The following is a 25,941-nucleotide window of genomic DNA, read 5'->3' on the forward strand; positions in this document are numbered from 1 at the left end:
CATATAATTAGCACGGTAATAATTTGTATAACAAATCAAAATGCCAACCACAGAGGCTTCTGCCAGGATAGAGTTCCTCCCTGCCTGCTCAAGGTCTTTTAAGCTTTATGAAGTGGTTTTCTCAAAGCGCAGTGCTGTTTTCTGCCAAAACCTGTCTTGCTGCCTTTCTGGCTTTTTACATTGCTCTGGAACTCAATCTCGATAAACCGGCCTGGTCGCTGACTACAGTGTACGTTGCTTCCCAGCTCTACTCCGCTTCAACGGTGTCGAAATCGATCTTCCGTTTCTTTGGTACGCTGTTGGGTGGCCTGTTCACGCTGCTGATCTACCCGGCTACGGTGCAGGATCCGATGCTATTCAGCCTCGCAATCTCGCTGTGGGTGGCGGTCTGCCTCTATCTGTCGTTGCACGACCGCACGCCGAAAAGTTATGTATTTATGCTGGCGGGATATAGCGCAGCCATCATGGGGTTCCCCGATGTGACGTCACCGGCGTCGATTACTTACACCGTCATCTCACGTATTGAAGAAATCACGGTGGCGATTGTGTGCAGCAGCCTGGTGCATCGCCTGATTATGCCGGTGTCGATGCGTCATCTGCTGGAGCAGAGCGTCAGCCAGTGGTATCAGAACGCACGCAATCTGTGCCGTGAGCTGGTAACCGCGATGCCAGCCGATAAGACGGTTGAACGGGAAGGCATCCTGATTCAGATGGCGAACTACCCGCTGAATGTGGAAACGCTGATTACCCATTGTGTCTATGAAGGAGACTCCGCGCGTCGTCTGGTGCGTCTGGTCAGCGTGCAATATCAGCATCTCTCTTATCTGATTCCGACGCTGACAGCCATTGAGTCGCGGCTTAACCTGCTGGCGCAACAGAATATTCTTTTCCCCGAGTATGTTGCCCGGGCGTTTCAGCAATTCCTGCTGTGGCTGAATGGCGATGACGATCAACCGGTGCATGCCAATCTGGTGGCGGCGCAGGATCAACTGAAGCAGGCATGGGAAGAGGGCAGGTTGAACAGCGAGGAGAGCATTTTATTGCTCGGATTGCTGGAACGGTTGCTGAACTTTGTGCGCATCGCCCATGCTTACCACAGCGTCAGCGAGCGTGTGAGTGAGTGGACACCCACGGTGAAACCCGGAAAAACCGTGGCACGTACCCATCGGCATATCGACAAAGGTTTGTTGCTGCTCTCATCCTTTACCGCGTTTATCGCCACTTTTGCCACCTGCCTGTTCTGGATCGGCAGTGGCTGGGTGGATGGTTCGACCGCGCCGATGATGGCGGCGGTGCTGTGTTCATTCTTTGCCGGTATGGATAGCCCGATTGCTCCGATGAAGTTGTTCCTGAAAGGGGTGATTATCGCGGTTGCCATCAGCCTGATGTATATCGTGTTTCTGATACCCCAGGCCATCACCTTTGAAGCGCTGATCATTTGTCTGGCTCCGGGCTTGCTGGCGCTGGGTTTGGTGATCGCCAATCCTTCCACTAACCTGATTGGCCTGATAGTCGCGACACAGATACCTGGCTTTATCGGGATGAGCCATCACTTCAAACCGGATTTGCTGCTTATAGTGAACGCTGTGCTCTCCACCATGCTGGGTATCGTCTTTGGGGTGGTGATTACCGCCTTGATCCGTAATAAACGGCCATCGTGGACGGCAAAACGCGCGATGCGCAAAGGTATCCGCGAGCTGCTGCAATTTCTTACGGCGATGCGGCTTAATGGCGTGACCATGTCGATGCGTCAGCAATTTGTGGCCCGCACGCTGGATAAGGTGAATGTGATCCTGCCACGTAAACGCGTTGATCCGGTGCCGGACTTGGTGGCGGGGGGAAACCTGATTGCTGAAGCCTGGCTGGGAGCTAATTGCTATGACTTCTATACACGTCATCAGACCTTACTGGCAACGCATAACATTGATAGTGGAGCGATGTTTCACGAGCTGAGTCTGTTCCTGAAACAGCGTCTGAAGTCGCTGCAAACCCAGCCGCAAGCGGCATTGCTGCTGGAGCTGAACCGTTTGTTGCTGGGGCTGGAGGCGGGGGCGTTACAGGATCGCGCTCTGTTTGTCCCACTGTTCCATTTATTTAATATTCGGTTATCGTTATTTCCGACGGCACGATGGCCGGACAAAACAAAGGACGCACAATGAAACTGATCGGTCTGATTGGTGGGATGAGCTGGGAATCAACCGCGCTGTATTACCACATTATCAATGAGCAGGTGAAGCAGCAACTGGGTGGATTACACTCAGCGCGTAGCCTGATGTACAGCGTCGATTTTCAGGAAATCGAACAGTTGCAGGTGGCGGGGGAATGGGAAAAAGCCGGGGAAATTCTGGCGGCTGCCGCCATCAGTCTGGAACAGGGTGGAGCGGATTTCATCGTGCTTTGTACCAATACCATGCATAAAGTCGCTCACCAGCTGACCGCAGCAGTGCAGATTCCGCTATTGCATATTGCGGACGCCACGGCGCAACGTATCCGTCAGTCGGGGGTTAAACGCGTGGGGTTGCTGGCGACGGCCTTTACCATGGAGCAGGACTTCTACAAAGGCCGCCTGCAACAGGAATACGGCATTGACGTGCTGGTGCCTGCGGCAGCACAGCGCAAAGTGGTACACGACATCATCTATCAGGAGTTGTGCCTCGGTGTGATCCGTGAGGAGTCACGGGCGCAGTATCGCGAGATTATCGCGCAGCTGGTGGCTGATGGCGCTGAAGCTATCATCCTCGGTTGTACCGAAATCACCCTGCTGGTTAAACCGGAAGATGCGACAGTACCGTTGTTCGATACCACGCTGATTCATGCGCAGGATGCGGTGCAGCTGGCGCTTTCAGCGTAAGCGTTTTTCCCTGTGCTGCTTTTCTGCTGCCTCATTTCTCTGGCGTAAGGTCTGTAAAAAAACCTGAAACGCCGGAGAAAGCAGGCGACGGCTGGGATAATAAATATGGTAACCGGCAAAGGGCTCACACCAGGCTTCCAGCACCCGGACCAGCGTGCCTGCCGCAAGCTGGGCTTGCACCATATCTTCCATCACCATGGCTAACCCCAGCCCGGCTTCGGCAGCTTTCAGCGTCGCAACGATGTTGTTAACAACAAATTGCCCCTCCACGCGCACGTTAAGTTCGCGTTCCCCCTGATTAAATTCCCACACATAGATGCCACCTGAACTGGGCAAGCGGATATTGATACAGGAATGATGGGTTAAATCATGTGGCGACGCAGGAACGCCATGCCTGGCAAAATAGTCGGGTGTTGCCACCACCGCCAGGCGTAACTCGGGGCCAATACGCGAGGCGATCATATCCTGTTCCACCCGCTCGCCGAGGCGAATACCGGCATCAAAACGTTCGCTGACGATGTCTGTCAGGGCGGAGTCCAGCGATAGTTCAATTTTAATGTCAGGGTAGGTATGCAGTACTTCGTTGATGGCGGGCCAGATCAGGGTGTCTGCTGCGTGCTGGCCCGACGTGATACGAACCGTTCCGGCGGGTTTATCGCGAAACTGACTTAGCGCCTGTAATCGATTGTCGATATCGCTAAACGCCGGCCGCAGAGTATTTACCAGCTGTTCACCGGCTACCGTTACGGCAACATTGCGTGTGGTTCGAATTAACAGACGCACACCGAGGCGTTCCTCCAGGCGTCGTACGGTTTGGCTCAGTGATGGTTGCGAGGTGCCCAGCCTTGCCGCTGCGCGCGTAAAGCTTTTTTCTTCGGCCACCACTAAAAATGCGGCCAGATCGCCCAGCTCATCTCGAAGCATTTATAAATCTCAGATATAAGTTCATTAACTATTAAGCATCTTATCACCTGAATCACCCGCGTATAAACTTTCGCTCATTGATTGAACCGCAGGGCGGGCAATCACCTATGACGAACTATTGAGAGGTCAACATGATGAAAGATATCGTGGTAATTATCGGTGCGGGTGGCATTGGTCAGGCGATTGCTCGCCGTCAGGGATTTGGCAAAACGCTGCTGCTGGCTGATTTCAATGCTCAGACGCTGCAACAGGCTGCTGAGCAGCTCCTGGCGGCGGGATACCGCGTCGAGACGCAGGATGTTGACGTGACATCGCGCGACTCGGTACAACGGCTGGCTGCTTACGCGGCTTCTCTGGGTAATGTGTTGCAGGTGGTCAACACTGCCGGTCTGTCACCGAATATGGCCCCGGTAGACAAAGTGCTTGAGGTTGATCTCTACGGTGCTGCGCTGGTGTTTGATGAGTTTGAAAAAGTCATCGCTCCGGGTGGTGCGGGCCTGATTATCTCCAGCATGGCGGGCCATATGCTGCCTGCGCTGTCAGCGGAACAGGATCAGGCGTTAGCCTTTACGCCCACAGATGAGTTATTGGGCCTGCCTTTCCTGCAACAGGATGCCGTCCCGAATACTTTGGTGGCTTATATGATGGCGAAGCGTGCCAATCATCTGCGCGTGCAGGCATCGGCTATCAGCTGGGGCGAGAAGGGTGCACGGGTTAACTCGATAAGTCCAGGGGTGGTTGTAACTCCGCTGGCACAGCATGAACTCAACTCTGACATTGGCGACATCTATCGCGCAATGGTCGATGCCTCTCCGGTGAAACGTATGGCTCCCCCTGAGGAAATTGCTGTTGCGGCGTCTTTCCTGCTGGGTCCGGATGCCGGATTTGTTACCGGCAGCGATTTACTGATTGATGGTGGTGTGATTGCGGCGATGCGCGCAGGAAAATTGCAAACACCGGGTTAATAAGGCGAACCTCTGGCCACCCGGTGTGGCCAGAGTAGCGAGACTTAAATATCCAGCTTATGTTTGGTGATCGCCTCAACGCGAGCGGGGTCGCGGTGCGAGAAGAAGGCACTGGTTCCGCTATCCATCGCGGTGATTAACAGCATCTCTTCCGCATTCAGCGTGAAATCTTCGATGGAAAAGTTTTCCTGCATCCGTTGTTTGCGCACGGATTTAGCCAGAGAGACCACGCCGCGTTGCCATAACCAGCGCAGAATCACTTGTCCGACCGATTTGCCATAGCGCTTACCGATATCGGTGAGCAGGGGATTTTCGAACAGATTATTACGTCCTTCGGCGAAAGGTGCCCATGCCTGCGGTTGAATCTGGCGGCTTTGCATCCACGCAACAGGATGCAGCTGCTGGTGGAAGGGATTGACCTCGATCTGGTTCACTGCCGGAACGATACGGTTATAGGCGATGAGGTCTGCCAGGCGGTCCGGGTGGAAATTGCTCACGCCGATGGCGCGGATTTTTCCCTGCGCGGTTAATTCTTCCATCGCGCGCCAGGCACCATGCACATCGCCATACGGCTGGTGGATTAAATACAAATCTACGTAATCAAGCTGGAGGCGGTTAAGAGAACGTTCGAACTGGGCTTTAGCCCCTTCGTAGCTGGTGTCCTGCAACCACAGCTTAGTGGTGATAAACAGTTCTTCACGTTTGATCCCACTTCGGCGGATAGCGTTTCCGACCTGGGTTTCATTCAGATAGGCAGCTGCGGTGTCGATGAGACGATAGCCGACCTCAATCGCATCCAGCACTGATTTTTCACACTCTGCCGGGTCGGTAATCTGGTAAACGCCGAATCCCAGCATCGGCATACTGACGCCGTTATTTAACAGGACGCTTTGCATTTTTATCTTTCCTGTGACGATGGAGAACTAAAAAGCATAGCGCCTGGTGGGCGGTGGAATGGACTTTTTTCGGTCGTTAGCCCCTATAAATGGCGTTCATTAATCAAGAGCCGACATTGATGCCAGCCTGTGATCCGTAGCGGCGTGATTTATCACGCAGGTTTCATGAATGCCGTTCATATCCTCATTATGCCAGGGCATCTTAATTCCCCCGATGCCAGCCAGTATGATGACTTTTTTAATTTCTGTAGTTTGCGAGGAAGCCATGATCAAATCCATTAAAGCGATTGGCACTGATTCATCAATCAATCCTTTAAATGTCTTCAGCATTCAGCGTCGCGGATTGTTACCGGATGACGTTGAAATGGAGATCCTGTACTGCGGCATTTGTCATTCAGATCTGCATCAGGTGAAGAATGATTTTGGCGCCAGCCATTATCCGATGGTGCCAGGGCATGAAATTGTCGGCCGGATAACCGCTGTGGGTTCAGACGTTAAAAACTTCACTATCGGCGATTATGCTGCCGTGGGCTGTATTGTCGATTCATGCGGTACCTGCCCGGCATGTGAACGGGACCTGCAGCAATTTTGTGAAACTGGTGCTACCTATTCATATAATTCGCCAGATAAACATCTGGGCGGCGTGACCTTGGGTGGTTTCTCACAAACCTATGTGTGCAAAGAACGCTATACCCTGAAAATGCCGCACTTTGATGATATGGCAGCGGCTGCACCGTTACTCTGCGCAGGTATTACCGTCTATTCGCCGCTGAAGCACTGGCAGGCGGGGCCTGGCAAGGTGGTTGGCGTGCTGGGCATTGGTGGCCTGGGACATGTCGCGATTAAGATTGCGCGCGCGATGGGGGCTCACGTTGTGGTCTTCACCACATCACAAGCCAAAGTTGAAGATGCCCAGCGTTTAGGTGCCCACGAGGCTGTGCTGACATCCGATGCTGAGCAAATGAAAAAATTTGCCAGCAAAGTCGATCTGATTATCGATACGGTATCAGCGAAACATGACATCAATGCCTGTCTGCAACTGCTGGCGATTGATGGCACCGTGGTACTGGTGGGTCTGCCGCCGGAACCTATCGAAGTGGGTGCGTTTAATGTGGTTAAAGGACGCCGCAGCTTTGCCGGTTCCAATATCGGTGGCATCGATGAAACCCAGGAAATGCTGGAGTTTTGTGCCGAACACAACATCACTGCCGATATTGAGCTGATTACCGCAGATCAGGTTAATGAGGCGTTTGTGCGTCTTGAGAAAGGCGACGTTAAATACCGATTTGTGATCGACATGTCGACCCTGAACTAAGAAGAATGCGGCCGGGACTCCCGGCCGCCATTGGCGACATATGACTCAGAATGCTGTTTCCAGTGAATCTGTGACGCAATAATCATCATCCACCAGTGGCAGATAGCGCCATTTATCAAAAGCGGTGCAGGGATGCGAAATACCACAACCAACCCAGTCACCCACATTTAATGCGTCTTCTTCCGGCAGCAGCAAATACGCATGTTGATCGTTCACTTCGCTGATACGCATCGTGCCAGCCGCACGAGGTGTACTACCATCGGCATCACGTACCCACATCGGGTTCGGCAAATCCTGATCGAACGGCACATCGCGGCGGCCGAAATCCACAAATGCCAGTCCCGGCTCCGGGCGTGATAACACACGACCCCAGATCTCCAGCGCGGCATTAAAGTGATGCGTGGCACCCGGTTGCGAGAAGGGATTGATACGCGCATATAACCCGTTATCGTGCGCCATATAAGCACCGGAGCGAATCAGCGGGGTAACGGGGAATGGCAGCTGCGCTTCGGTAAAACAGGCGGTGACCACATCAAACCAGGCTCCGCCACCGGCGCTGAGAATAATGTGGTCGCTCGCGAACAGCTGTTTTTCCGCCAGCCGTGCGGCAGTGGCGATCAGCATCTGACAATAGTCATGTACCCGGGCGATACCGGCGCTATCGCGACCCGCCCCCAATGCGCCCTCATAGCCTGCGACACCCACCAGTTGCAGGGCAGGGCTGGCAGCGATTGCTGTCGCAATCTCCAGCGCAGTGGCCTGGGTACGGCAACCGGTGCGCCCGCCACTGACCGACATCTCCAGCAGTACCGCAATCTGACTGTCACCGAGGTGCTGTTCCAGCAAGCGTACTCCCTGTAGTGAATCTACGTAGCAGAGAAAACCGTGGTCGGGATGCTGTTTTTGCCATTCACCAATCCAGCGGATACCGGCAGGATCGACCAGCTGATTGGCGAGAAAGACGTTGCGAATACCAAACTGACGCAGCGCGCGTACCTGTGCCGGGGTGGCGGCACTGAGTCCCCAGGCTCCCCCCTCGGTAATGGCGCGGCGCAGAATGGCGGGCGACATTGACGTTTTGCCATGTGCCGCCAGCATCACGCCCTGTTCACGGCAGAAATCAGCCAACTGGCGCAGGTTGTTTTCCAGCGCCGATTGCTTCATCAGCAGCAACGGTGAAAACACCTGTTCACTGCTGAGCACGGCGGTGCCAATCGGCAGCGGCGCGTCACCCGCACCGGCGACCGATTTGAATCGCGGTGCGGGTTGTTGTGCATCCAGTTTGCCATCCGCTACCAGCGGAAATTGAATCGACATAACGCCCCCGATTAATGTTCAAGTACGCGTGATAAAAACTGCTGCGTGCGCGGGTTTTGTGGATGGACGAAAATCTGCTCTGGCGATCCTTGTTCGGCAATCACGCCCTGGTCCATAAACACCACGCGGTCAGCCGTTTTGCGTGCAAAACCCATCTCGTGGGTCACCACCACCATGGTCATGCCTTCACGTGCCAGGCTACGCATCACTTCCATCACCTCGCCCACTAACTCCGGGTCGAGAGCTGACGTGGCTTCATCAAAAAACATAATTTTAGGTTCAACCGCCAGCGCACGGGCAATTGCCACGCGTTGTTGCTGTCCACCGGACAGCTGCGCTGGATAGTGATGTGCGCGCTCAGCCAGACCGACGCGCGTCAGTGCCGCCATGCCGCGTGCATTGGCTTCCGCGGCGGAGAGTTTCTGCGCTTTGATCAGCGCCAGCGTCACGTTACCCAGCGCCGTTTTATGCGGAAACAGATTGAACTGCTGGAACACCATGCCAACGTGGCCACAGATTTCCCGGCTGCGTTTGCGATCGTGCAATGGCACCTGATTGACCCAGATCTCGCCACCGTCGGCAGTTTCCAGCCCGCTCATAATGCGCAGCACGGTACTTTTCCCCGATCCTGATGCACCAATCAACACCAGCACTTCGCCGGGTGAGACATCAAGGCTGATCTCTTTCAGTACCTGGGTGGCACCAAAGGATTTAGTAATACGGCTCAGCGTAATGGCGGATTTGCTCATGATAACTGGCTCCTGGTTTGATGATGTTGAACCCAACGGGAAAGTGGAAAGCACACAACGAAGTACAGCACGGCCACCAGGCCATACACCACTACCGGCTGGCCGATGCGGTCAACAATCGCCTGACCTTGATGCATCAGTTCCGACATGCCGATCATGCTGACAATTGAGGTGTCTTTAATCAGGGAAAGGTACTGGCCTACCAGTGGTGGTAGCACGATGCCGCGTGTCTGCGGCAGGACCACGCTAAGAAAGGTCTGGCGTTTCGACAGGCCGAGGATCCATGACACTTCCCATTGTCCTTTCGGCACAGCTTCGATCCCGGCACGAAAAACTTCGGCAATATACGCGCCCTGATAAATGCTCAGGCCGAGAATTCCGGCGGCAAACAGATTAATTTCATAGCCGAAATACGCCACGCCAAAGTAAATAAACATCAGGGTGATCAGCACCGGTGTGCCACGGAACAACTCGGTATACAGCACAGCAACCTGGCGCGCGACCGGTAATCGGCTGGTTCGCAGCACGGCCGCGAGCAGACCGAGTAAGGTGCTGCCAGCAATCGCTGCCACCGACAGGAGCAGGGTGATACCCAGCCCTTTTAACAGCAGCGGTAAAGAACTGATGATCAGGTCGCTCATAGCGCGTTCTCCCGTTTCAGTGGGTTAGTCAGCCATTTTCTTGCCCACCACCAGGCGGACTTTTTTACCTGGGTCACCAGCGGCGGATGAAACATCCGTCGTCCTGCCAGATTACCGAGCCAGGAAAACAGGTTGCTGAGCAGCAAATACACCACCGTCACTACGCTGAAAGTCTGGATATAGAGCAGGGTACGGGCGTTGATCACCGTTGCTGTGCCAGTCAGTTCTGGCAGGGCAATTGCCGATAGCAACGACGTGCCGAGTAGCAACTGAATCAGGTTATTGATAATCGCTGGCCATACCGCGCGCGCGGCCTGGGGCAGCACTACGCTGAGAAACACCTGACGACGCGGAATGCCCAGAATCCACGCCGCCTCCAGCTGTCCTTTCGGCACGGACTGAATCCCGGCGCGAAAAGTCTCCGACAGATACGCACCAACGTTGATACCCAGCGCCAGCACACCGGCGGTAAAGGCGCTCATGGTGATGCCGAGAGAAGGCAGCCCGAAAAAGATAATAAAGATTTGCAGCAGGACGGGCGTATTACGGATAAATTCAACATAACAGTGACTTACCCAGCGCACCGGTGCCAGCGGAGAGGCTTTCGCCAGTGCTGCCAGCAATCCCAGTGCCACGGCCAGCGCAAAAGCCAGCAGGGTGACCTGGAGAGTCAGCCAGGCGGCGGCCAGAAAGGTTTCGCCATAATTCCACAGGGTTAACCATTGATAACTCATGGGCTTACTCCTTCTGACGGCGCAGCATGCAGCGCTGCGCCGCAGACAATCAGAATTGCGGGTTCAGCGGGTAACGCGGTTTGCTGCCAAACCATTTCTGGTACAGCGTGGCATTCTCACCGGAGGCATTGATTTCAAACAGGAATTCGTTCAGATAGTTGAGCCATACCTGATCGCCTTGTTTCACCCCAAAGGCGTTGTATTCCAGCGGCACCAGCGCTTCGTTGGTGACGGTCAGCGTCGGGTCGAGTTTGGCCTGATACGCAAGGAAGTTGTTATCCTCGATCATCGCATCCGCCTGGCCCTGTTTCACGGCGAGAATCGCTGCCTGTGAAGAGTCGTATTCCTGGATTTTCACGTCGATACCCATGCTGCGGACTTCGTCACCGTTGGTTGAACCTTTGACGGTCGCGATGGTTTTACCGGCCATGTCGTGGGCGGATTTGATGCCACTCTCTTTGCGTACCAGCATCGCTTCACTCGCTACCACATACGGGTTGGTGAACCCGATCTCTTTGGCGCGTTCCAGATTGCGGGTGAAGTTGCAGAACACCACGTCCACTTTATTGGTTTGCAGGTTGGGGATGCGGTTGGCGCTGGTGGTATTGACCATTTCCAGCTTGACGCCCATCTCTTTCGCCAGCGCTTTGGCTAAATCGACGTCATAGCCATCAGGATTGCCGTCCTTATCGTAAAAGCCGAAAGGTGCGAAGCTCAGACAGTCACCGACGCGCAGGGTGCCGCGTTGTAATACGGTTTGCAGCGCGGATTGTGGTGCCGCACCCGCCTCTTTTTTCTCCTCGGTGGGGGTACAGCCAGCCACGGCCAGCATAACCAGCGCACCTGCGACCATTCTGGCGCTCATCTTCAACGAAATTGCATTCATTTTTTATGCTCTCTTATTTAATGGAGACAACATGAAAAAACATGACTTATTAACGACACACCCTGGTGTGGGCAAAAATAAAAAATTCGGACTGTTGTTGGTGAAGTGATGTTATTTCCGATCGGTACGGAAACATTTCATATCGACTTCAACTTTGCAGTCGACAACTAAATCCTGCACGCTACAAATACGCGCGGGAGGGTTTCCGCTAAATATCTCACTGAATACTTTATTAAATGAACTGAAGTAGCGGGCGTCAGTTAATACCGCAGTGACGTGCACCACATCTTCCACCCGGTAACCGGCTTCTCGCATGATAGACAGGCAGTTTTCGAACGCCAGCCGTGTCTGTTCGATGATGCCGCCTTCCACCACCTCACCCTCGCGCATCGGTGTCTGGCCGGAGATATACAGCCAGCCATCAGCTTCTACCGCCCGTGCGAAAGGCAGTTTCTGGCCGCCGGTGCCGGTGCCACCCTCAATGCCATAACGTTTGATCGTCATGCAACTCTGCTCCTTTTTAATCAGGACAACTCTTTACTGGGTTGTCCGGTATATCAGACGTGTATCTGCAATATCGGATAGGGCAAGATTTGCACAGGATTTTTGCTTTTGCAATATGTGTGGGTGGATTTAATTTTTTGTGATGTTGTCGCGATCGCAAAATAAAAAAATGAAGCTGAAGTTTTCTTAATCGGAATGTGACCTTTATCGTGGTTTTAAAAAATACAGCAAACGGCATGCGCTAAAATGAGGCCCCAAAATAGAACAGGAAAATATAAGGACAGAAAATAAAATATTAATTAACAGGGATGGGTTAACGTCAGCGCTGGGTGTATGATGCTTTTCTTTTTGGCGCAGTTCAGCCACCGCAATATTGCCTGAGGAGAATTTGCTTATGCCGGATGAAAAGCCATCACGGGCGCGCGGCGTGGACCGGGTTATCGACATTTTTCGCCAGTTGCATATCGCCCGGCAGCCGATGGCGATGCGTGATTTGATCGATGCCACCGGCGCACCCCGTTCCAGCGTTTACGAGTTAGTCAGCCTGCTGAGTGAAGCGGGTCTGGTGGAACTGGATGCCGATGGCGCGGTTTTCTTTGGTCGGGAAATGCACTACTACGGTGCAGACTACATGGCGCATAACGATCTCATCCGCCGTGCTCATCAGTTAATGGTAGAAATCGTCGCGCGTCATGGCGAAACCGTGCAGCTCTGTATGCTTGAAGGGGATAAGTACACCGTGGTGCTGTCGGAAAGTAATGCGCATCCGTTCAAAATCACCTCGGACATCGGTGTGCGCGTGCCCATCACCTGGACAGCCACGGGACGTTTGCTGCTGAGTAACTGGTCCGATCGCGCGATTCTCGATCTGATCCCGGAAGAAGACTATCAGTTGGCGAATGGACAAATCCTCGATAAACAGGCGTTTTTGACGGACATCCACCGCGCCGGGCAGCTGGGGTATTGTCTGACAGAGGGCCTGTCGGAGAGTTTCACCTGTTGTATGGCCGCCCCGATTCGCTCGCGTAGCGGACAAGCGGTTGCGGCGATCTGCTTTATGGTGAGCCGTGATACCCCTGAGGAGCGTCGCCAGATGCTGTTGCAGGAACTGATCGTTTCCGGGCAAAGACTGTCTGATTTCACCTGAACCCCTTCGCGTTTTCTACACACTCCGACACAACTGATTGAAGTACAGTTTATTTTTTGTCTTTTAAAGTTGTGTTAAGGTTATTGATAATAATAACTATTCTTTTTATCACGGAGTTTGCGATGAAAACGCGCTTGTTACTGACTATGGGGTTACTGGTTTCAACGGCGGCTTCTGCCACCACCTATCCAGTGAGCATTACTGATATGGATGGTCATACCCAGACCATCAACAAAGAACCACAACACATTATTTTGCAGGATGGTCGTGATGTACTGACGCTGGCGTTACTGGACCGTGATGACCCATTCAAACGCGTGGTTGCCTGGAATAACCTGCCGAAAAAGCAAGACACTCAGACATGGGACATGCTGAAAGGACGCTGGCCGGAAGCGACGAAAATCGTCGATATGGGGTTCAACGATCAAGGGCAGGTCAATCTGGAAAGTGTACTGGCGCAAAAGCCAGATTTGATGATTGCGCAGCTGCGCGCCAAACCGGCGCTGAAGCAATCGGGTGTGCTGGATACGCTTAACAACCTGCATATTCCGGTGGTGTTCGTCGATTATGAACTGCACCCCGCTCAGAACACCGCGCCGTCTGTTACTCTGCTGGGTAAAGTGCTGAACCGCGAAGCGCAGGCCAAAGCCTATACTGATTTCTATCATCAGCATATGGAAAAGCTCACGCAGACGATTGATAAAATTAACAAGAAACCCACGGTATTTATCGAGCCGATTGCGGGTAACAGCGACAATTGCTGCTTTACTCACGGTCATAATGGCTGGGGTGGTCTGGTTGAAGCCGTGGGTGGCAAGAATATCGGTTCCGCGTTGCTGCCAGGCAGCTCTGGTTTTGTCGCACTGGAAAAAATTATCGCCATGAAGCCGGATGTCTACATCATGACCGGTTCAAAGCGTCCGAATACCAATGTGCTGCCGTTTGGTTACGGTGTGGATCCCAAAGATGTGGGTGTCACCTTCCAGAAACTGCTGAGCCGTACCGGTCTGTCGCAGATCGAACCGGTGAAACAGGGCCGTGTGTACGGGGTTTATCACCACTTCTATAACCATCCGTACAACATCATCGGTATGGAAATTCTGGCGAAAGATCTCTACCCACAGCAATTTAACGATCTCAATCCAGTCGCTGATTTCCATACCATTATTAAAGATTTCACTAAACTGCCGGACGATGCGATTACGCTGAGTTACCCGGAAAATAAATAACCGGCACGGATTGGTAACGGCGCGATAAATCGCGCCGTTACAGACGTGTCTCAACCCGCAAAGCGCTTAGCACCAAACACGCACACAAGGGTGGCGGACGCCACCATCAGCATGGCCCAGCTGACCGATTCGTGCAGCAGTAAGGCCGCCAGCGCAAATCCCATAAACGGTTGTATCAACTGCAATTGTCCTACCGCTGCAATGCCACCCTTTGCCAACCCGTGATACCAGAAGATAAAGCCGATCAGCATGCTGAAGACTGAGACATAGGCAAACCCCAGCCAGGCGGACGTCGCAATACTGATAAAGGTTGCCGGACGCGTAAGCACGGCGATCGGTAACATAACCGGAACGGAAAGAATCAGCGCCCAGCTGATGACCTGCCAGCCACCGAGACGCCGCGAGAGTTTTGCCCCTTCAGCATATCCCAGCCCGCATAAGATGATGGCCCCGATCATCAGGCTATCACCCGTCATCATGGAACTCGCCGTGCCGCTCAGCGCATAACCGGAGATAATGATTCCGCCTGTCAGTGAAAATAACCAGAACAGCGGGCGAGGCCGTTCACCACCGCGCAGCACCGCAAAAATTGCTGTGGACATCGGCAGCAAGCCAAGGAACACAATCGAACGCGCTGATGAAATATGCTGCACAGCCAGGCCGGTGAGCAGTGGAAAGCCCACAACGACGCCCAGTGCGGTAATCGCCAATGCTGGAATATCGCCACGGGCAGGGCATCTCTGGCGCAGCGCCAGTAATAATAAGCTCCCCAGCAGGGCGGCAATGGTGGCACGCGCGCAGGTGAGAAACAGCGGGTTAAAACCGGTGATGGCGGCACGGGTGGCGGGCAGCGAACCGGCAAAAATCATCACACCAATAAAACCACTGATCCAGCCATTTAATACAATTTTCATCATCGTCTCCTTACTGAATGTTGCGCAGTAAACCACTGACAACGACGGTCAGGCCAGATACAATCCAGTACGATTTCAAAGAACTGTACTGGTCATCAGGGCAGTACAGCAGGGGACGATATGGCAACACGCATCGAACAATTGATGGATGATATTCGTCAGCAGATCGCGTCCAGGGCGCTGACGCCGGGCAGTCGCTTGCCTTCGGTGCGTGCAAGAGCGCAGTCGGCAGGCGTGTCCGTTTCCACTGTGGTGGAGGCATATGATCGGCTGGAAGCGGAAAATATCATTGTCTCGCGTCCGGGGGCGGGCTTCTTTGTTTCCGGGCCGATTGCGCCGCTGGATCTTGCGCAGCTCGGGCCGCAGGTGGAGCGCGACATCGATCCGTTGTGGATTACCCGTCAGGCACTTGAAGCAACGTCGGACATGCTGAAACCCGGCTGTGGCTGGCTGCCACCTGACTGGCTGTACGAAGAGGGAATTCGCCGCGCGTTACGCAAAGCGGCGCGTAGCGAAAGCGCCTTGCTGGCCGATTACGCCACACCCGCAGGCAACCCGGAATTGCGACAGCTGCTGACCCGACGCCTGGCGGGCTATGGCATGTCGGTGAAGCCTGAGCAACTGTTGCTGACGGATTCCGGCACCCATGCCATCGATCTGATCTGCCGCTTTTTACTCGAACCGGGCGATAGCGTGCTGGTGGATGATCCCTGTTATTTCAACTTCCATGCGCTGCTCAGAGCGCAGCGGGTTAACGTGATTGGCGTGCCCTGGACGGCACAGGGGCCGGACCTCGATGCGTTCCAGCAGGCACTGACACTGCACGCTCCGCGTCTGTATATCACCAACTCCGGCATCCACAACCCGACCGGTGCCACGCTCTCGCCGACGAGGGCACATCGGCTACTGAAAATTGCCGAAGATTCGGATCTGGTGATTGTCGAGGACGATATTTTCGCTGATCTGGAAAGTAGCGCGGCACCGCGTCTGGCCGCGCTCGATGGCTTGTCGCGGGTCATGCTGATCGGCAGTTTCTCTAAGACGGTCTCCGCATCGGTACGTTGTGGTTTTATTGCCGCTAAACCCGCGTGGGTGGATAAACTCACCGATCTTAAAATCGCCACTGGCTTTAGTAGCGGTCAGCTGGCGGCCGATGTGCTGTTGAATATTTTGAAGGACAGCGGCTATCGACGGCATATCGAGGCAATTAAGCAGCGTCTGGCGGATAATCGGGCGGAGGTCATCTCACGGCTCGGGCAGTTGGGCATCCGACCATGGCTGGTGCCGCAAAGCGGGTTATTTCTTTGGTGTGAACTGCCGGAAGGGATGAATGCCGCGGACGTCTCGCGTGCCTGTTTGTCTCGGGGGGTGGTACTGGCCCCCGGCAACACTTTTAGCCAGTCCGGCACTTGCGATCGGTTTTTGCGCTTTAATGTGTCGCAGTCAAATGACGAACGCATTTATACCGTTCTGAAAAAAGCCATGAGTAGCGGCGCGATAAATTGCGCCGCTACTCATGGGAGCAGGAACGTTAACGGGCCTTAATACTTCCCTTCACCCCGTGCGGTTCAGAGCGCAGATACTGTGGTGGCACATGGACACTGGCGCCCAGTTCGGCTGCGGCATGCCAGGGCCAGCGTGGGTCGTAGAGGATTCCTCGTGCCAGCGCCACCAAATCGGCATCGCCTTCCTGCAACAGGTCTTCGGCCATGCGTGCTTCGGTAATCAGCCCCACCGCGATGACCGGCATGCGGGTGATTTTGCGCAGCTCACGGGCGAAGGGCACCTGATAACCGGCTGATACGGTGATTTTCTGCTGGGCAGAAAGGCCGCCGCTGGAGACATGAACATAGGCCGAGCCCAGCGCTTCGATTTTCTGACAGAACTCAGCAGACTGCGCCACATCCCAGCCGCCTTCAACCCAGTCAGTCGCGGAAATTCGCACGCCCACTGCGACATGCTCCGGCACGGCAGCGCGTACCGCTGCTAACACGTCAAGCGGGAAGCGCATACGGTTTTCCAGGCTGCCGCCATACTCATCATCACGCTGGTTGGCAAGCGGTGACAGGAACTGATGCAGCAGATAGCCATGGGCGGCATGCAGCTCGATCAATTCAAAACCAATACGCACCGCGCGTTGTGCGCTGGCAACAAAAGCGAGTTTGATGCGTTCGAGGTCTGCATGGGTCAGCGCGGTGGGTGGGCGCTCACCTTCATGCATCGGGATAGCGGAAGGCGCAACGGTCTGCCAGCCTTGCTGCTCCAGCGGAATCTGTGTGCCGCCTTGCCATGGGGCGAAGGTAGACGCTTTGCGTCCGGCATGGCCCAGCTGAATGCCAAGACGAATATCAGCATACTGGCGAATATCGTTAACCACGGTTTGCAGGGCGTGCTCCGTGGTGTCATCCCACAGGCCGAGATCCTGGGGCGAAATACGGCCTTCCGGTTCTACCGCCGTAGCTTCGATGATCAACAACCCTGCGCCGGAGAATGCCAGCTGGCCTAAATGGATACGGTGCCATGCCGTGGCGCATCCCTGTTGTGCCGAATATTGGCACATCGGGGCAATCACGATGCGGTTATCTAACTGAAGCGCACCCAGTTTGATTGGGCTAAACAATTTGCTCATGGGTTTATCCTGGTTTCATGCCAAAGGAAGACATCATGCGCTTATCAGCGTAACCGGCAACGATCAATTTGTGCGTTATAACGTTACTCAGGCTGGGCGACCAGCTCTAACCGCACCCCGGTTTCCGTCAGTTGCTCGCGTGCGGTGGCGGGAATGCCGTCATCGGTAATCACGGCATCAAACGGGTGTTCCGGTGCGCTGGGGTAGGGATGGATCACGCCAAATTTGGAGGAGTCGGTCACGGCGATGGTGTAAGTCTGTTTAGCCATTACCGCATTGATCACATCGCATCGCATCATATCCCGGCCGGTAAAACCGGTATCCGGGTGCCAGCCATCGACGCCGAGAAAGGCTTTATGGAAATTGATGTGCTGCAGGCAGAAGCGGGTCAGCGATCCCACCATTGATTCACTGCTTTTCTGGTACTGACCCCCGAGGATAATCACTTCACACTGCGAATCCCGCAGCAGTTGGGCGATGTAGTGACTCACGGTGATGATGGTCAAATCTTTGCGGCTGGCAAGGCAACGCGCCAGCAACGCATTGGTGCTGCCGCCCTCAATGAAAATGGCTTCGCCTTCATTAACCAGCGACGCAGCGTGTTCGGCAATCGCCTGTTTAATTTTATAGCGGGTACGCATGCGCGAACCGACATCATCGCTGTCGGGGGCCACGGCTGAGCCATGCACGCGGCGCAGGAAGTTTTCGCGCTCCAGTGCGTTGAGGTCCTGGCGGATGGTCACTTCGGAAACGCCGGTCAACTGCGAAAGCTCGCTCACGCTCACGCTGCCGCGCTCGTTCACCAGCTGGATGATCTGTTCGTGTCGGGTATTCATAGAGTTTTTAGGTGGCACGGTTAGGGTAAACCTCGCCAGTCTAGCAGAAAGCGGTGCGCCCGGTGGCGAACGATGGACCACCGGGCAGATTTCATCAGGCAAGCCCCAGGCTGCGTTTGCCAATGGCATTCAGATCCGCCGTGGTGAAGCGATCCTGCCACTCACGCTCATAATCTTCACGCGGGAAGTCGGGGGGAGAGATGCCGAAATCCAGCGCATTGGCGACTTTTTCCGCGTAACGCAGATTTTTGTCACATAACGGGGCAGCGGGAATATACATCACATTGCCCCAGCCCTGTTGTGATTCAACGGGGGCGACGGAATGGATCACATCGCAATGCCACCACACCGAGTCACCTGCCTGCAACGGCGGAATGGAAGATAAACCCGCGATCAGGTCCGGGTGCCATTGCTGCGAAATCGGCAGTACTTTGCCGGGTGCCACACCACAGAGTTCATCTTCCGGCACATCACTGAGCAACGGGCGCAACAGCACATACGCCATGGCTTCAGGCACCGGCACCACATGCAGCAAGCCCTGGCCCGCTTGCATATCTGAAAGCGCGGTCCAGCCCTGGAATGTGCGGAAAGCCGAACATTTAGTGGTATTGGCGACATCATATTCATCCACTTCGGTACGGTGCGCGGCATCCCAGGGGTCGTAGTCAGCAAACTGGTTATTGAAGATGTTGCGGAATACCTGCTGATAAGCGGGTAACAACCAGCGTTCCAGTGCACCGGAATCAGTATGCGCGCCCAGCCCTTTCGAGGTGGTACCCGGCAGGCGGCGACGGATACGGTCGGGATAGATAATGCTGACGTCAGGATCGAACCAGGTCACACCACCGCTATTAAATTTCCATAACCGATTCAGGAAGGACTGCGTCAGGGAAATCCCTTCGCTCTGGCGAGCTTCCATCTGCGATTTGGACCAGTAGATGGGATAAATTTCTGGTCGCGAGGCTTCCAGACTGCCGAAGAAGGTATCACCGGGACCACGATAGATGTTGTCAAAATCATTCAGTTCGAGGTACTCCAGCATCGCCTTATCCCAGGCCAGGGCTTCGTCACGGGCGAAGTTTTGCTTCACCACCACGCAGCCGCGACGCTTAATAAAGTCGATTTGCTCCTGAGAGATGTTTTTTTCCGCGATATCACGCCAGTTCACCACCGGCCAGGCTGTTCCCCGCTGTGCTTCATCTTCCTTTGCTTCGGCAATGGCCTGGGTGATTTTGGCTTTCACCTGAAGGAATAAGCCTTCAACGTCGCCAATTTGCGCTCTCAGCTGCTGTTTCATCAGCCGGATTTTTGCTTTGTGATCGTCAGGTAGGGTCACTGAGGTAAAAGAGGTGTTCATAGCAACTCCTGGTCGGTTCGGTGTGTTTCGAATGAATCTTAATTAACTTTCATTCGTAATATGAAGCGGAAATAACAAAAGCGCAACATCAAAATGTTGCGCTCGCTCACAGATACCCAGGGGAAATTTTTCAGATGGTGTAGCGGCGCGATTTATCGCGCGCCTTTAGGAACGGTGCATGTATTGCCAGAACAGGCGTGATAAATCACGCCGCTACAGAGATGTTGTTATTTCAATGGCTTAGAAAGGCCCCCACTTAATCGACACGCCGATCAACAGCATCACCACGCAGATACTGAACCACACGGCGATCAGCGGCGCGATAAAACGCAGCCATTTACCGAAAGGAATACCGGCGGTTGCCAGCACTGCCATCAGTACGCCGGAGGTGGGGCTGATGCAGTTCACAATGCCTTCACCCAGCAACACGGTTTGCACCGTGACCTGACGTGTCAGGCCCAGGTTATCGCCCAGCGGAGAAAAGATTGGGATCAGCACCGCCGATTCGCCAGAGCCGGATGAGATGCCAAAGTGAATCAACGCTGCGCTGATAAACATGCCAATTGCCGCGAGCTTTTGCGGCACCGGTGCCAGCAGGTCGGTGAGGAAGCCAACAATAGGATCGAGCACATGACCCTGTTGCAGCACCAGCGACACTGCGCCCGCCAGGCCGACAATAAAGCCACCTTTCACCAGGCCAGAACAGCCAGAAAGGAAAGTATTGGCGATATCCGTTCCGGACATGCGGCCAATCAGCCCCACCACAATGGCCAGCAGGATAAACATGGCGGACATTTCATTGGTGCCCCAGTGCAGCCGCACGGCGCCACTGATGAAAATAATCAGCGCCAGGGCGCAGATGATCAGAATCAGCTTATGGCGACCGGTGACGACAAGCGTTGCATCCTGTTCTTCAGCCTGTTGCGGGCGCAGATGACCTTCACGACGCGCTTTACGTACCGACCAGATCAGGTAAGCCATGGCGCTCAGCGCAAACAACAGAAAGGTTATGCCGCGCAGCAGCATGCCGGAAAAAATCGGCAGCTGAGCCAGATGTTGCGTCAGGCCAGTGGTGGCCGGGCCTAATACCGAGACGTTAAACCCGGCAGCACAGGAGAGGTAAACCAGCGATGCTCCAAGGATCGGCGACAGCCCCAGTGAACGCGCTACCAGCAAGCCAATCGGCACGAAGGCCACGACTGCATTGATTACCGCGCCAGTGGTGCCGAGAATGGCGAAAATCACACCAAAGATCAGGATGATACGGGTATCACTCAGGCTGGTACTGCGGGCCAGCGAGTTCAGCGCCGTTTTAATCGCCCCGGTGGATTCCACCACCGCCAGCACACCGCCGGTAAACAGAATCAAAAAGATAATCGGCGCGGCTTTGACCATGCCTTCAGCGATGGCGGTAAAAATCTCCAGCGGATAGACACCGGACTGCGGCACCGCATGCAGGCTGCCTTTCACCGCAAACTTAATCCCCTCACGGGTGACATAATCGAATGCGCCTGCCGGGATCAGCCAGGTGGCAACAGCGGCCACCACCAGCATAATAAACAGCAGCAGATAGGGACTTTGCCCTACGGGGCGGGCGACAGGTGCTACTGCTGGTTGCGCGAGATTTACCTGGCTCATACCGCATCCCCTGCTGCACGGTTGCCCAGCACCATGCCTGCCACCAGTGCGGCACGCGGGACAATATTGGCAACGATGATGTGTTCATGGCGTGCGTGAATGCCCGCGCCGGTGGCACCGAGACCATCAAGGGTGGGCAGACCCAGCGCCGCCGTGAAGTTGCCGTCGCTGCCGCCGCCGACGGATTTACCCTCAACGGCAAATCCGAGCTGTTGTGCGATCTGCTGCGCGTGTTGCAGCATCTGCTGTGATGCCGGAGTCTGGCGCATCGGCGGGCGGCCCTGTTCGCCCGTAACGGACAACACAATGCCCGGCAGCACCGGTTGCAGTTGGGTGATAGCGTCATGGATGCGCTGGGCTTCAGCTTCGCTGGTGACACGGGTATCAATGCCCAGTTCAGCATGGTCGGCTACCACATTGATCCGGCTACCGCCATTGGCGATGCCCACGTTGACCGTGGTCCCGCGTTCCGGTGCATTCAATGCATGGAGGAAGTGGATTTGATGCGCCATCTCCTGTACCGCACTGATGCCTTCTTCAGGATTGTTGCCGGCATGAGCCGCCTGGCCGGTAATCACCACGTCATAACGTCCGGTGCCTTTACGCGCAACTTTCAGGTCGTTGCTGCCTGCTACCGCGGGTTCCACCACCAGCACCTGCTGTGATCCTGCGGCGTTGCGGCCAATCCAGTCACTGGAGCTGGGGCTACCCACCTCTTCATCACTGTTGCACAGGAACACAATACGCTGGCCGCTTAACAAACCCAGCTGTTGCAGGGCGCGCACCGCCCAGATGGCCTGTACCAGGCCCGCTTTCATATCCAGCACGCCAGGGCCGTAAAGTTTGCCATCCTCTTCGCGTAAGGATAAATCGCCGTGATCCCAGACCGTGTCGAAATGACCAATCAGGGTGGTCTGCGGCCCTTCGGTTCCGAGTGAAAAACGCAGATGATTGCCATATTCCGTCTGCTGATCCACCTGCGCATCAATGCCCAGGCGCTGCTGGAAAATGTTTTGCAGCACTTCGCCACAACGGTCCACCGCAGCCTTATCTAATGACGGTGATTCCGCCTGTACCAGCCGTTTGATATCACCCAGAATGTCATCAGCATGCTGTTGTAAGTAATTTTTTATGTTGTTCATTTATCGTTTCCTGCCTGAGTCCAGACGGCAGTATGCGCAGAAAACTCTGCGTATAAAAATGAGGTGGGAATGCTAGAATTGTTGACCTGAGAGCAACAGATAGGAACAACTTATGACAATGGCCACTTATCCGGAGAAAGCGATAAGTTATTTGTATGAAGTCGGAATGCATGGCGGGATACGGCGTGCCGCCGATGCGCTGGGCATCAACCCTTCGGTCGTCAGTCGTCAGTTATCGTTGCTGGAACGTAGCCTGCAATTACCCTTGCTGGAACGGCGTGGCCGCAATGTGGTGTTAACGGAAGCCGGTAAGTTACTGGCGGATGATTACGCGCAGACCAGCCAACGGCGCAAACTACTGGAACGGCAGTTGCGCGATATGCGGCATATGCGCGGTGGATCGGTGACATTGCGAGTGGGGCAGGGCATCGTGGAAGAGGTGGTCAACAACGTATTGAAGGAGTTTTCCGAAGCCTGGCCGGGTGTGTTTGTCGATATCAGCTCGGGTGATATGCAAAGCACCGTGGATCTGATCATGCGCGGCGAAGTGGATATGGCGGTCGGTTTTGGCACTGCCGGGCCACCAGGACTGAAGTCCCACAGTTTTCGTCGTGGACCCATTTGCGCCATTGTGCGCCCGGACCATCCGATTGCCGGATATAGCAAAATCAGCATTGCTGAACTGACCCAGCACCGATTGATCACCATGAGTGAAAACTTTGGCCTGCAACGTTATCTCAGCGCCATCTTCAAAAGCGAAGGGCAGGTGCTGGCCCCTGCCTATTGTTGCAACCTGTTTTCCAGTGCGTTGTCGCTGTGTCAGGCCGGGTTGGGCATTGCGTTTATGACCGAGCAGGCCATCCCGCAAGTGTTACGCCAGCAGGAACTCAGGGCGATTCCTCTGGATCATCGTATTGCCCGCGAAAGCCAGAGCCATTTGTTGCGCAGTGCCGATCATCGCTTCACCCCGGCTGCCAGCTATCTCTGGCAGCTGCTGTGTAATTTCTTTTACGAATCAGAAGTTAAGGAATCAGCCTCGCCTGGCGAAATGCGCTGAACAGATCAAAAAACATCTGGTCAGTGGCGCAGTACTGACTGAAACCGGCACGGCGTAATTTGCTGCCGTCGCCAAACATGTCGTAATCCCAGCCAAAAACGAAATCAGCGAAACGGCCGTCGTTGAGTTGCAGGATATCCGCCTGCTGCAACGCATGCTGTTGCGCCAGCGCCTGCCAGTTATCCCGGGAGTCGCGGAACAGCTGCTGGAACGACAACGCGACCGCCGGGGCACAGTCAAGTTGAAACCAGCGGGCAATGGCTGGCCAGAGTTCACTCCAGCGCCAGAGATCGCCGTTATTAACATTAAACGCCTGGTTGTTTGCCGCCGGGGTTTCGGCCGCCCAGACGCTGGCCGAAGCCAGTAAGCGGGCATCGGTATGATCCACCATACTTTGCCAGCTCAGTTCACCCCCCGGAAACCGTAACGGCAACCCTGCTGCCTGACATAATGACGCGTAAACCGCGATGCTGAGTGCCAGATTCATCATATTACCCGGTACCGCGCTACCCACCACGCCTGGGCGCAGGGCACTCCAGTGCCAGTTTTTCCCCTGCTGGAATGCTGACAACCATGACAGCTGTGCTGCATTGAATTCCGCGCCTGGTACACCGGGATCGCTTTCACGCGCCGGGGTTTTAAAACGGCCAAGATGTGCACCATAAACCTTATAGCCCTGCATCAGGCTAACGTGTTGCAGTGGGGCATGCGCCTCAACGCCTTGTACCAGGTTGCGTAGCATCCGCACATTCGGCTCGACCATCGCTGACCAGTCCGCAGCATCGAGCCAGGCGCTATAAAAAATGTGGGTGACGTTAGTCAGCGGTGCCAGTGCCGCCGCACTCCCGGTGCTATCCAGCAGATCAACGCTGACATAGGGAATCGGTTGATTTTGCCGCGCCGGCTGACGCGTCAGTCCAGTCACCTGCCACTGCTGCTCCAGCAGGGTGTTAACCAGCTGGCTGCCGACAATCCCGCTTGCCCCCGCCACCAGGGCCACCTTGTTGTGTGATGAATGATGCATTTGACCGTCTCCGCATGAGGTTGTGGCTGCATTCTCATCTATTATTTTTTGTGTTTATATCCCATCTATTCGATAGCACTTATCATGAAATTTAATAAATGAATAACAAACTCAATGCCATCACCACCTTTATCCGCGTTGCGGAAGCCGGTTCGTTCTCGGCAGCGGCGCGGCAGGCAGGTCTTAAACAATCGGCGATAAGTCAGCAGATAGCTGCATTAGAAGCGGAACTGGGCGTGGTGTTGCTTCGACGCACCACCCGATCGATGGCGCTGACCGAGGCGGGGAAGCAATATCTGCAGCAGATATTGCCGTTAATGGAGGCCATGGATGAGATTGAAACCCAGCTGCGCCCGGCACAGCAACAGTTGCAGGGAAATCTGCACATGCAGTTGCCCAGTGGGATCGGTCAGCTTTTCCTGCCTTATTTACTCAATTTCCAGCGGGAGCATCCGGGGATCAGGCTGGATATCGCGCTCGACGATCGCTTATCGGATGTGGTCGTTGAAGGGGTTGATGTCGCGCTGCGTCTGGCGGAACAGCCGCCGACAACCATGGCAGCGCGTTCACTGGCGCGGGTAGAAACGGTACTGGTTGCGGCTCCGGCATTTATCAGGGCCACGCCGGTTAATGATGTTACGCAGCTGACGGCGTTGCCACATGTGCGTTTCCGGGGGATCGCCAGAGATGCGCCGTTAACGCTAATCGGCAGCGAGGGGATATGTTCCCTGGCGGTGAATACCGTATTCAGGGCCAACACCAGCCAGGTGCTGATGCAGGCCATAGAAGCGGGTATTGGCATCGGGGGCCTGCAACTGCCGCTCAGCGCGGCGGCATTGGATTCGGGCAGGCTGGTGCACATCTTGCCAGACTATCGCCTGCCGGATCGCTATCTGTATTCCGTTTTTCCTGATGCGAGGTTTATCCCACAGCGGGTCAGGGCGCTGGTGGAGTTCATTAACATTGCGCTGCAGACGATGCCGGGTTTTGCCAGGTAATAGCGCATCTGACGAACGGTTTTGGTGCGCTGCTAGCAATTGTGCTATCAAAAAAAAGCCCATAAGAATTCGATCTTGTATCCAAGCCCGTATCCTGACTGACTTTTCTGCTTTATCCGCATTTACCTGCGCGATCTGGCATGTGATCTGCAATGACTCCAGGTATCAATGATTAACCTGGAGAAAGC

The 25,941-nt window shown here is 54.7% G+C and carries 25 protein-coding genes; 9 read left to right on the forward strand and 16 right to left on the reverse strand.

Features of this window, described 5'->3' with window-relative positions; genetic code table 11:
• The first annotated feature begins 107 nt into the window (after positions 1-107).
• Together AC6I8X_RS20170 and AC6I8X_RS20175 are read left to right on the forward strand one after the other, a co-directional pair.
• Positions 108-2,159 (forward strand): FUSC family protein, encoded by a 2,052-nt coding sequence (locus AC6I8X_RS20170; protein WP_497841270.1) that lies wholly within the window; start codon positions 108-110, stop codon positions 2,157-2,159.
• Entirely contained in the window at positions 2,156-2,851 is a 696-nt protein-coding gene (locus AC6I8X_RS20175; RefSeq protein WP_497841271.1) for an aspartate/glutamate racemase family protein, read from the forward strand. Before AC6I8X_RS20170 ends, AC6I8X_RS20175 begins: the two co-directional genes overlap by 4 nt.
• Here AC6I8X_RS20175 and AC6I8X_RS20180 read toward each other — a convergent pair.
• A complete protein-coding gene (locus tag AC6I8X_RS20180) occupies positions 2,843-3,775 on the reverse strand; it encodes a LysR family transcriptional regulator (protein WP_497841272.1) in 933 nt (310 codons plus the stop codon). The two genes, AC6I8X_RS20175 and AC6I8X_RS20180, sit on opposite strands and share 9 nt — an antisense overlap.
• A gap of 131 nt (positions 3,776-3,906) precedes the next feature.
• Here AC6I8X_RS20180 and AC6I8X_RS20185 point away from each other — a divergent pair, with 131 nt between their 5' ends.
• Positions 3,907-4,740, forward strand: coding sequence for an SDR family oxidoreductase (locus AC6I8X_RS20185; RefSeq protein WP_497841273.1), 834 nt, complete (start codon positions 3,907-3,909; stop codon positions 4,738-4,740).
• Between the two features lie 44 nt (positions 4,741-4,784).
• Here the strand turns inward: AC6I8X_RS20185 and AC6I8X_RS20190 are convergent, their stop codons facing one another.
• Both AC6I8X_RS20190 and AC6I8X_RS20195 read right to left on the reverse strand, forming a co-directional pair.
• Positions 4,785-5,636: an aldo/keto reductase gene (locus AC6I8X_RS20190; protein ID WP_497841274.1), complete on the reverse strand. Its 852-nt coding sequence runs from the start codon at positions 5,634-5,636 to the stop codon at positions 4,785-4,787.
• 99 nt (positions 5,637-5,735) lie between these two features.
• Complete coding sequence (locus AC6I8X_RS20195) at positions 5,736-5,903, reverse strand: hypothetical protein (protein ID WP_313690227.1); 168 nt, start codon at positions 5,901-5,903, stop codon at positions 5,736-5,738.
• Between AC6I8X_RS20195 and AC6I8X_RS20200 the strand changes: the two genes are divergently transcribed.
• Positions 5,902-6,951 (forward strand): NAD(P)-dependent alcohol dehydrogenase, encoded by a 1,050-nt coding sequence (locus AC6I8X_RS20200; RefSeq protein ID WP_497841275.1) that lies wholly within the window; start codon positions 5,902-5,904, stop codon positions 6,949-6,951. The two genes, AC6I8X_RS20195 and AC6I8X_RS20200, sit on opposite strands and share 2 nt — an antisense overlap.
• A gap of 45 nt (positions 6,952-6,996) precedes the next feature.
• Here AC6I8X_RS20200 and AC6I8X_RS20205 read toward each other — a convergent pair whose 3' ends face one another.
• The 6 genes from AC6I8X_RS20205 to AC6I8X_RS20230 form a co-directional block, all read right to left on the reverse strand.
• A complete protein-coding gene (locus AC6I8X_RS20205; protein WP_497841276.1) occupies positions 6,997-8,268 on the reverse strand; it encodes an alanine racemase in 1,272 nt (423 codons plus the stop codon).
• Positions 8,269-8,279: 11 nt separating this feature from the next.
• Entirely contained in the window at positions 8,280-9,017 is a 738-nt protein-coding gene (locus tag AC6I8X_RS20210; RefSeq protein ID WP_313688900.1) for an amino acid ABC transporter ATP-binding protein, read from the reverse strand.
• Positions 9,014-9,658, reverse strand: a complete 645-nt coding sequence (locus tag AC6I8X_RS20215; protein ID WP_084881164.1) for an amino acid ABC transporter permease — start codon at positions 9,656-9,658, stop codon at positions 9,014-9,016. Before AC6I8X_RS20215 ends, AC6I8X_RS20210 begins: the two co-directional genes overlap by 4 nt.
• Positions 9,655-10,392, reverse strand: coding sequence for an amino acid ABC transporter permease (locus tag AC6I8X_RS20220; RefSeq protein WP_313688897.1), 738 nt, complete (start codon positions 10,390-10,392; stop codon positions 9,655-9,657). The genes AC6I8X_RS20215 and AC6I8X_RS20220 overlap by 4 nt, the downstream gene beginning before the upstream one ends.
• A gap of 49 nt (positions 10,393-10,441) precedes the next feature.
• The gene (locus tag AC6I8X_RS20225; protein WP_084881162.1) at positions 10,442-11,278 is read right to left on the reverse strand and encodes an ABC transporter substrate-binding protein; all 837 of its coding nucleotides are present in this window, start codon (positions 11,276-11,278) and stop codon (positions 10,442-10,444) included.
• Positions 11,279-11,389: 111 nt separating this feature from the next.
• Entirely contained in the window at positions 11,390-11,782 is a 393-nt protein-coding gene (locus AC6I8X_RS20230; RefSeq protein WP_313688896.1) for a RidA family protein, read from the reverse strand.
• 394 nt (positions 11,783-12,176) lie between these two features.
• Here AC6I8X_RS20230 and AC6I8X_RS20235 point away from each other — a divergent pair, with 394 nt between their 5' ends.
• Together AC6I8X_RS20235 and AC6I8X_RS20240 are read left to right on the forward strand one after the other, a co-directional pair.
• The gene (locus AC6I8X_RS20235) at positions 12,177-12,929 is read left to right on the forward strand and encodes an IclR family transcriptional regulator (protein ID WP_084881160.1); all 753 of its coding nucleotides are present in this window, start codon (positions 12,177-12,179) and stop codon (positions 12,927-12,929) included.
• 122 nt (positions 12,930-13,051) lie between these two features.
• Positions 13,052-14,158: an ABC transporter substrate-binding protein gene (locus AC6I8X_RS20240; RefSeq protein WP_497841277.1), complete on the forward strand. Its 1,107-nt coding sequence runs from the start codon at positions 13,052-13,054 to the stop codon at positions 14,156-14,158.
• A 50-nt stretch (positions 14,159-14,208) separates the two neighbouring features.
• Here AC6I8X_RS20240 and AC6I8X_RS20245 read toward each other — a convergent pair whose 3' ends face one another.
• The gene (locus AC6I8X_RS20245; protein ID WP_313690037.1) at positions 14,209-15,072 is read right to left on the reverse strand and encodes a DMT family transporter; all 864 of its coding nucleotides are present in this window, start codon (positions 15,070-15,072) and stop codon (positions 14,209-14,211) included.
• A gap of 120 nt (positions 15,073-15,192) precedes the next feature.
• On the opposite strand from AC6I8X_RS20245, the gene AC6I8X_RS20250 reads away from it, so the two are divergent.
• Positions 15,193-16,617 carry an aminotransferase-like domain-containing protein gene (locus AC6I8X_RS20250; RefSeq protein WP_497841278.1) on the forward strand — a complete coding sequence of 475 codons (1,425 nt, stop codon included), beginning with the start codon at positions 15,193-15,195 and terminating at the stop codon, positions 16,615-16,617.
• On the opposite strand, the gene AC6I8X_RS20255 is transcribed toward AC6I8X_RS20250, so the two are convergent.
• From AC6I8X_RS20255 to AC6I8X_RS20275, 5 genes are all read right to left on the reverse strand, one after another.
• Complete coding sequence (locus AC6I8X_RS20255) at positions 16,604-17,701, reverse strand: NADH:flavin oxidoreductase/NADH oxidase (protein WP_313690033.1); 1,098 nt, start codon at positions 17,699-17,701, stop codon at positions 16,604-16,606. The genes AC6I8X_RS20250 and AC6I8X_RS20255 overlap by 14 nt on opposite strands.
• A gap of 83 nt (positions 17,702-17,784) precedes the next feature.
• On the reverse strand, positions 17,785-18,537 hold the full coding sequence (locus AC6I8X_RS20260; RefSeq protein WP_497841279.1) for a DeoR family transcriptional regulator: 753 nt from the start codon (positions 18,535-18,537) through the stop codon (positions 17,785-17,787).
• A 94-nt stretch (positions 18,538-18,631) separates the two neighbouring features.
• Positions 18,632-19,894: a DUF1479 domain-containing protein gene (locus AC6I8X_RS20265; protein WP_497841280.1), complete on the reverse strand. Its 1,263-nt coding sequence runs from the start codon at positions 19,892-19,894 to the stop codon at positions 18,632-18,634.
• A 240-nt stretch (positions 19,895-20,134) separates the two neighbouring features.
• The gene (locus AC6I8X_RS20270) at positions 20,135-21,532 is read right to left on the reverse strand and encodes a YfcC family protein (protein WP_313686950.1); all 1,398 of its coding nucleotides are present in this window, start codon (positions 21,530-21,532) and stop codon (positions 20,135-20,137) included.
• Complete coding sequence (locus tag AC6I8X_RS20275; protein WP_497841281.1) at positions 21,529-22,674, reverse strand: M20 family metallopeptidase; 1,146 nt, start codon at positions 22,672-22,674, stop codon at positions 21,529-21,531. The genes AC6I8X_RS20270 and AC6I8X_RS20275 overlap by 4 nt, the downstream gene beginning before the upstream one ends.
• A 112-nt stretch (positions 22,675-22,786) precedes the next feature.
• Here AC6I8X_RS20275 and AC6I8X_RS20280 point away from each other — a divergent pair, with 112 nt between their 5' ends.
• Entirely contained in the window at positions 22,787-23,731 is a 945-nt protein-coding gene (locus tag AC6I8X_RS20280) for a LysR family transcriptional regulator (protein WP_313686946.1), read from the forward strand.
• Here AC6I8X_RS20280 and AC6I8X_RS20285 read toward each other — a convergent pair.
• Positions 23,697-24,755 carry an SDR family oxidoreductase gene (locus AC6I8X_RS20285; protein WP_497841282.1) on the reverse strand — a complete coding sequence of 353 codons (1,059 nt, stop codon included), beginning with the start codon at positions 24,753-24,755 and terminating at the stop codon, positions 23,697-23,699. The two genes, AC6I8X_RS20280 and AC6I8X_RS20285, sit on opposite strands and share 35 nt — an antisense overlap.
• A 98-nt stretch (positions 24,756-24,853) precedes the next feature.
• On the opposite strand from AC6I8X_RS20285, the gene AC6I8X_RS20290 reads away from it, so the two are divergent.
• Positions 24,854-25,753: a LysR family transcriptional regulator gene (locus tag AC6I8X_RS20290; protein WP_497841283.1), complete on the forward strand. Its 900-nt coding sequence runs from the start codon at positions 24,854-24,856 to the stop codon at positions 25,751-25,753.
• Positions 25,754-25,941 lie beyond the last annotated feature (188 nt).

The organism is Pantoea sp. X-Soil-TKNS-1280 (assembly GCF_059730475.1).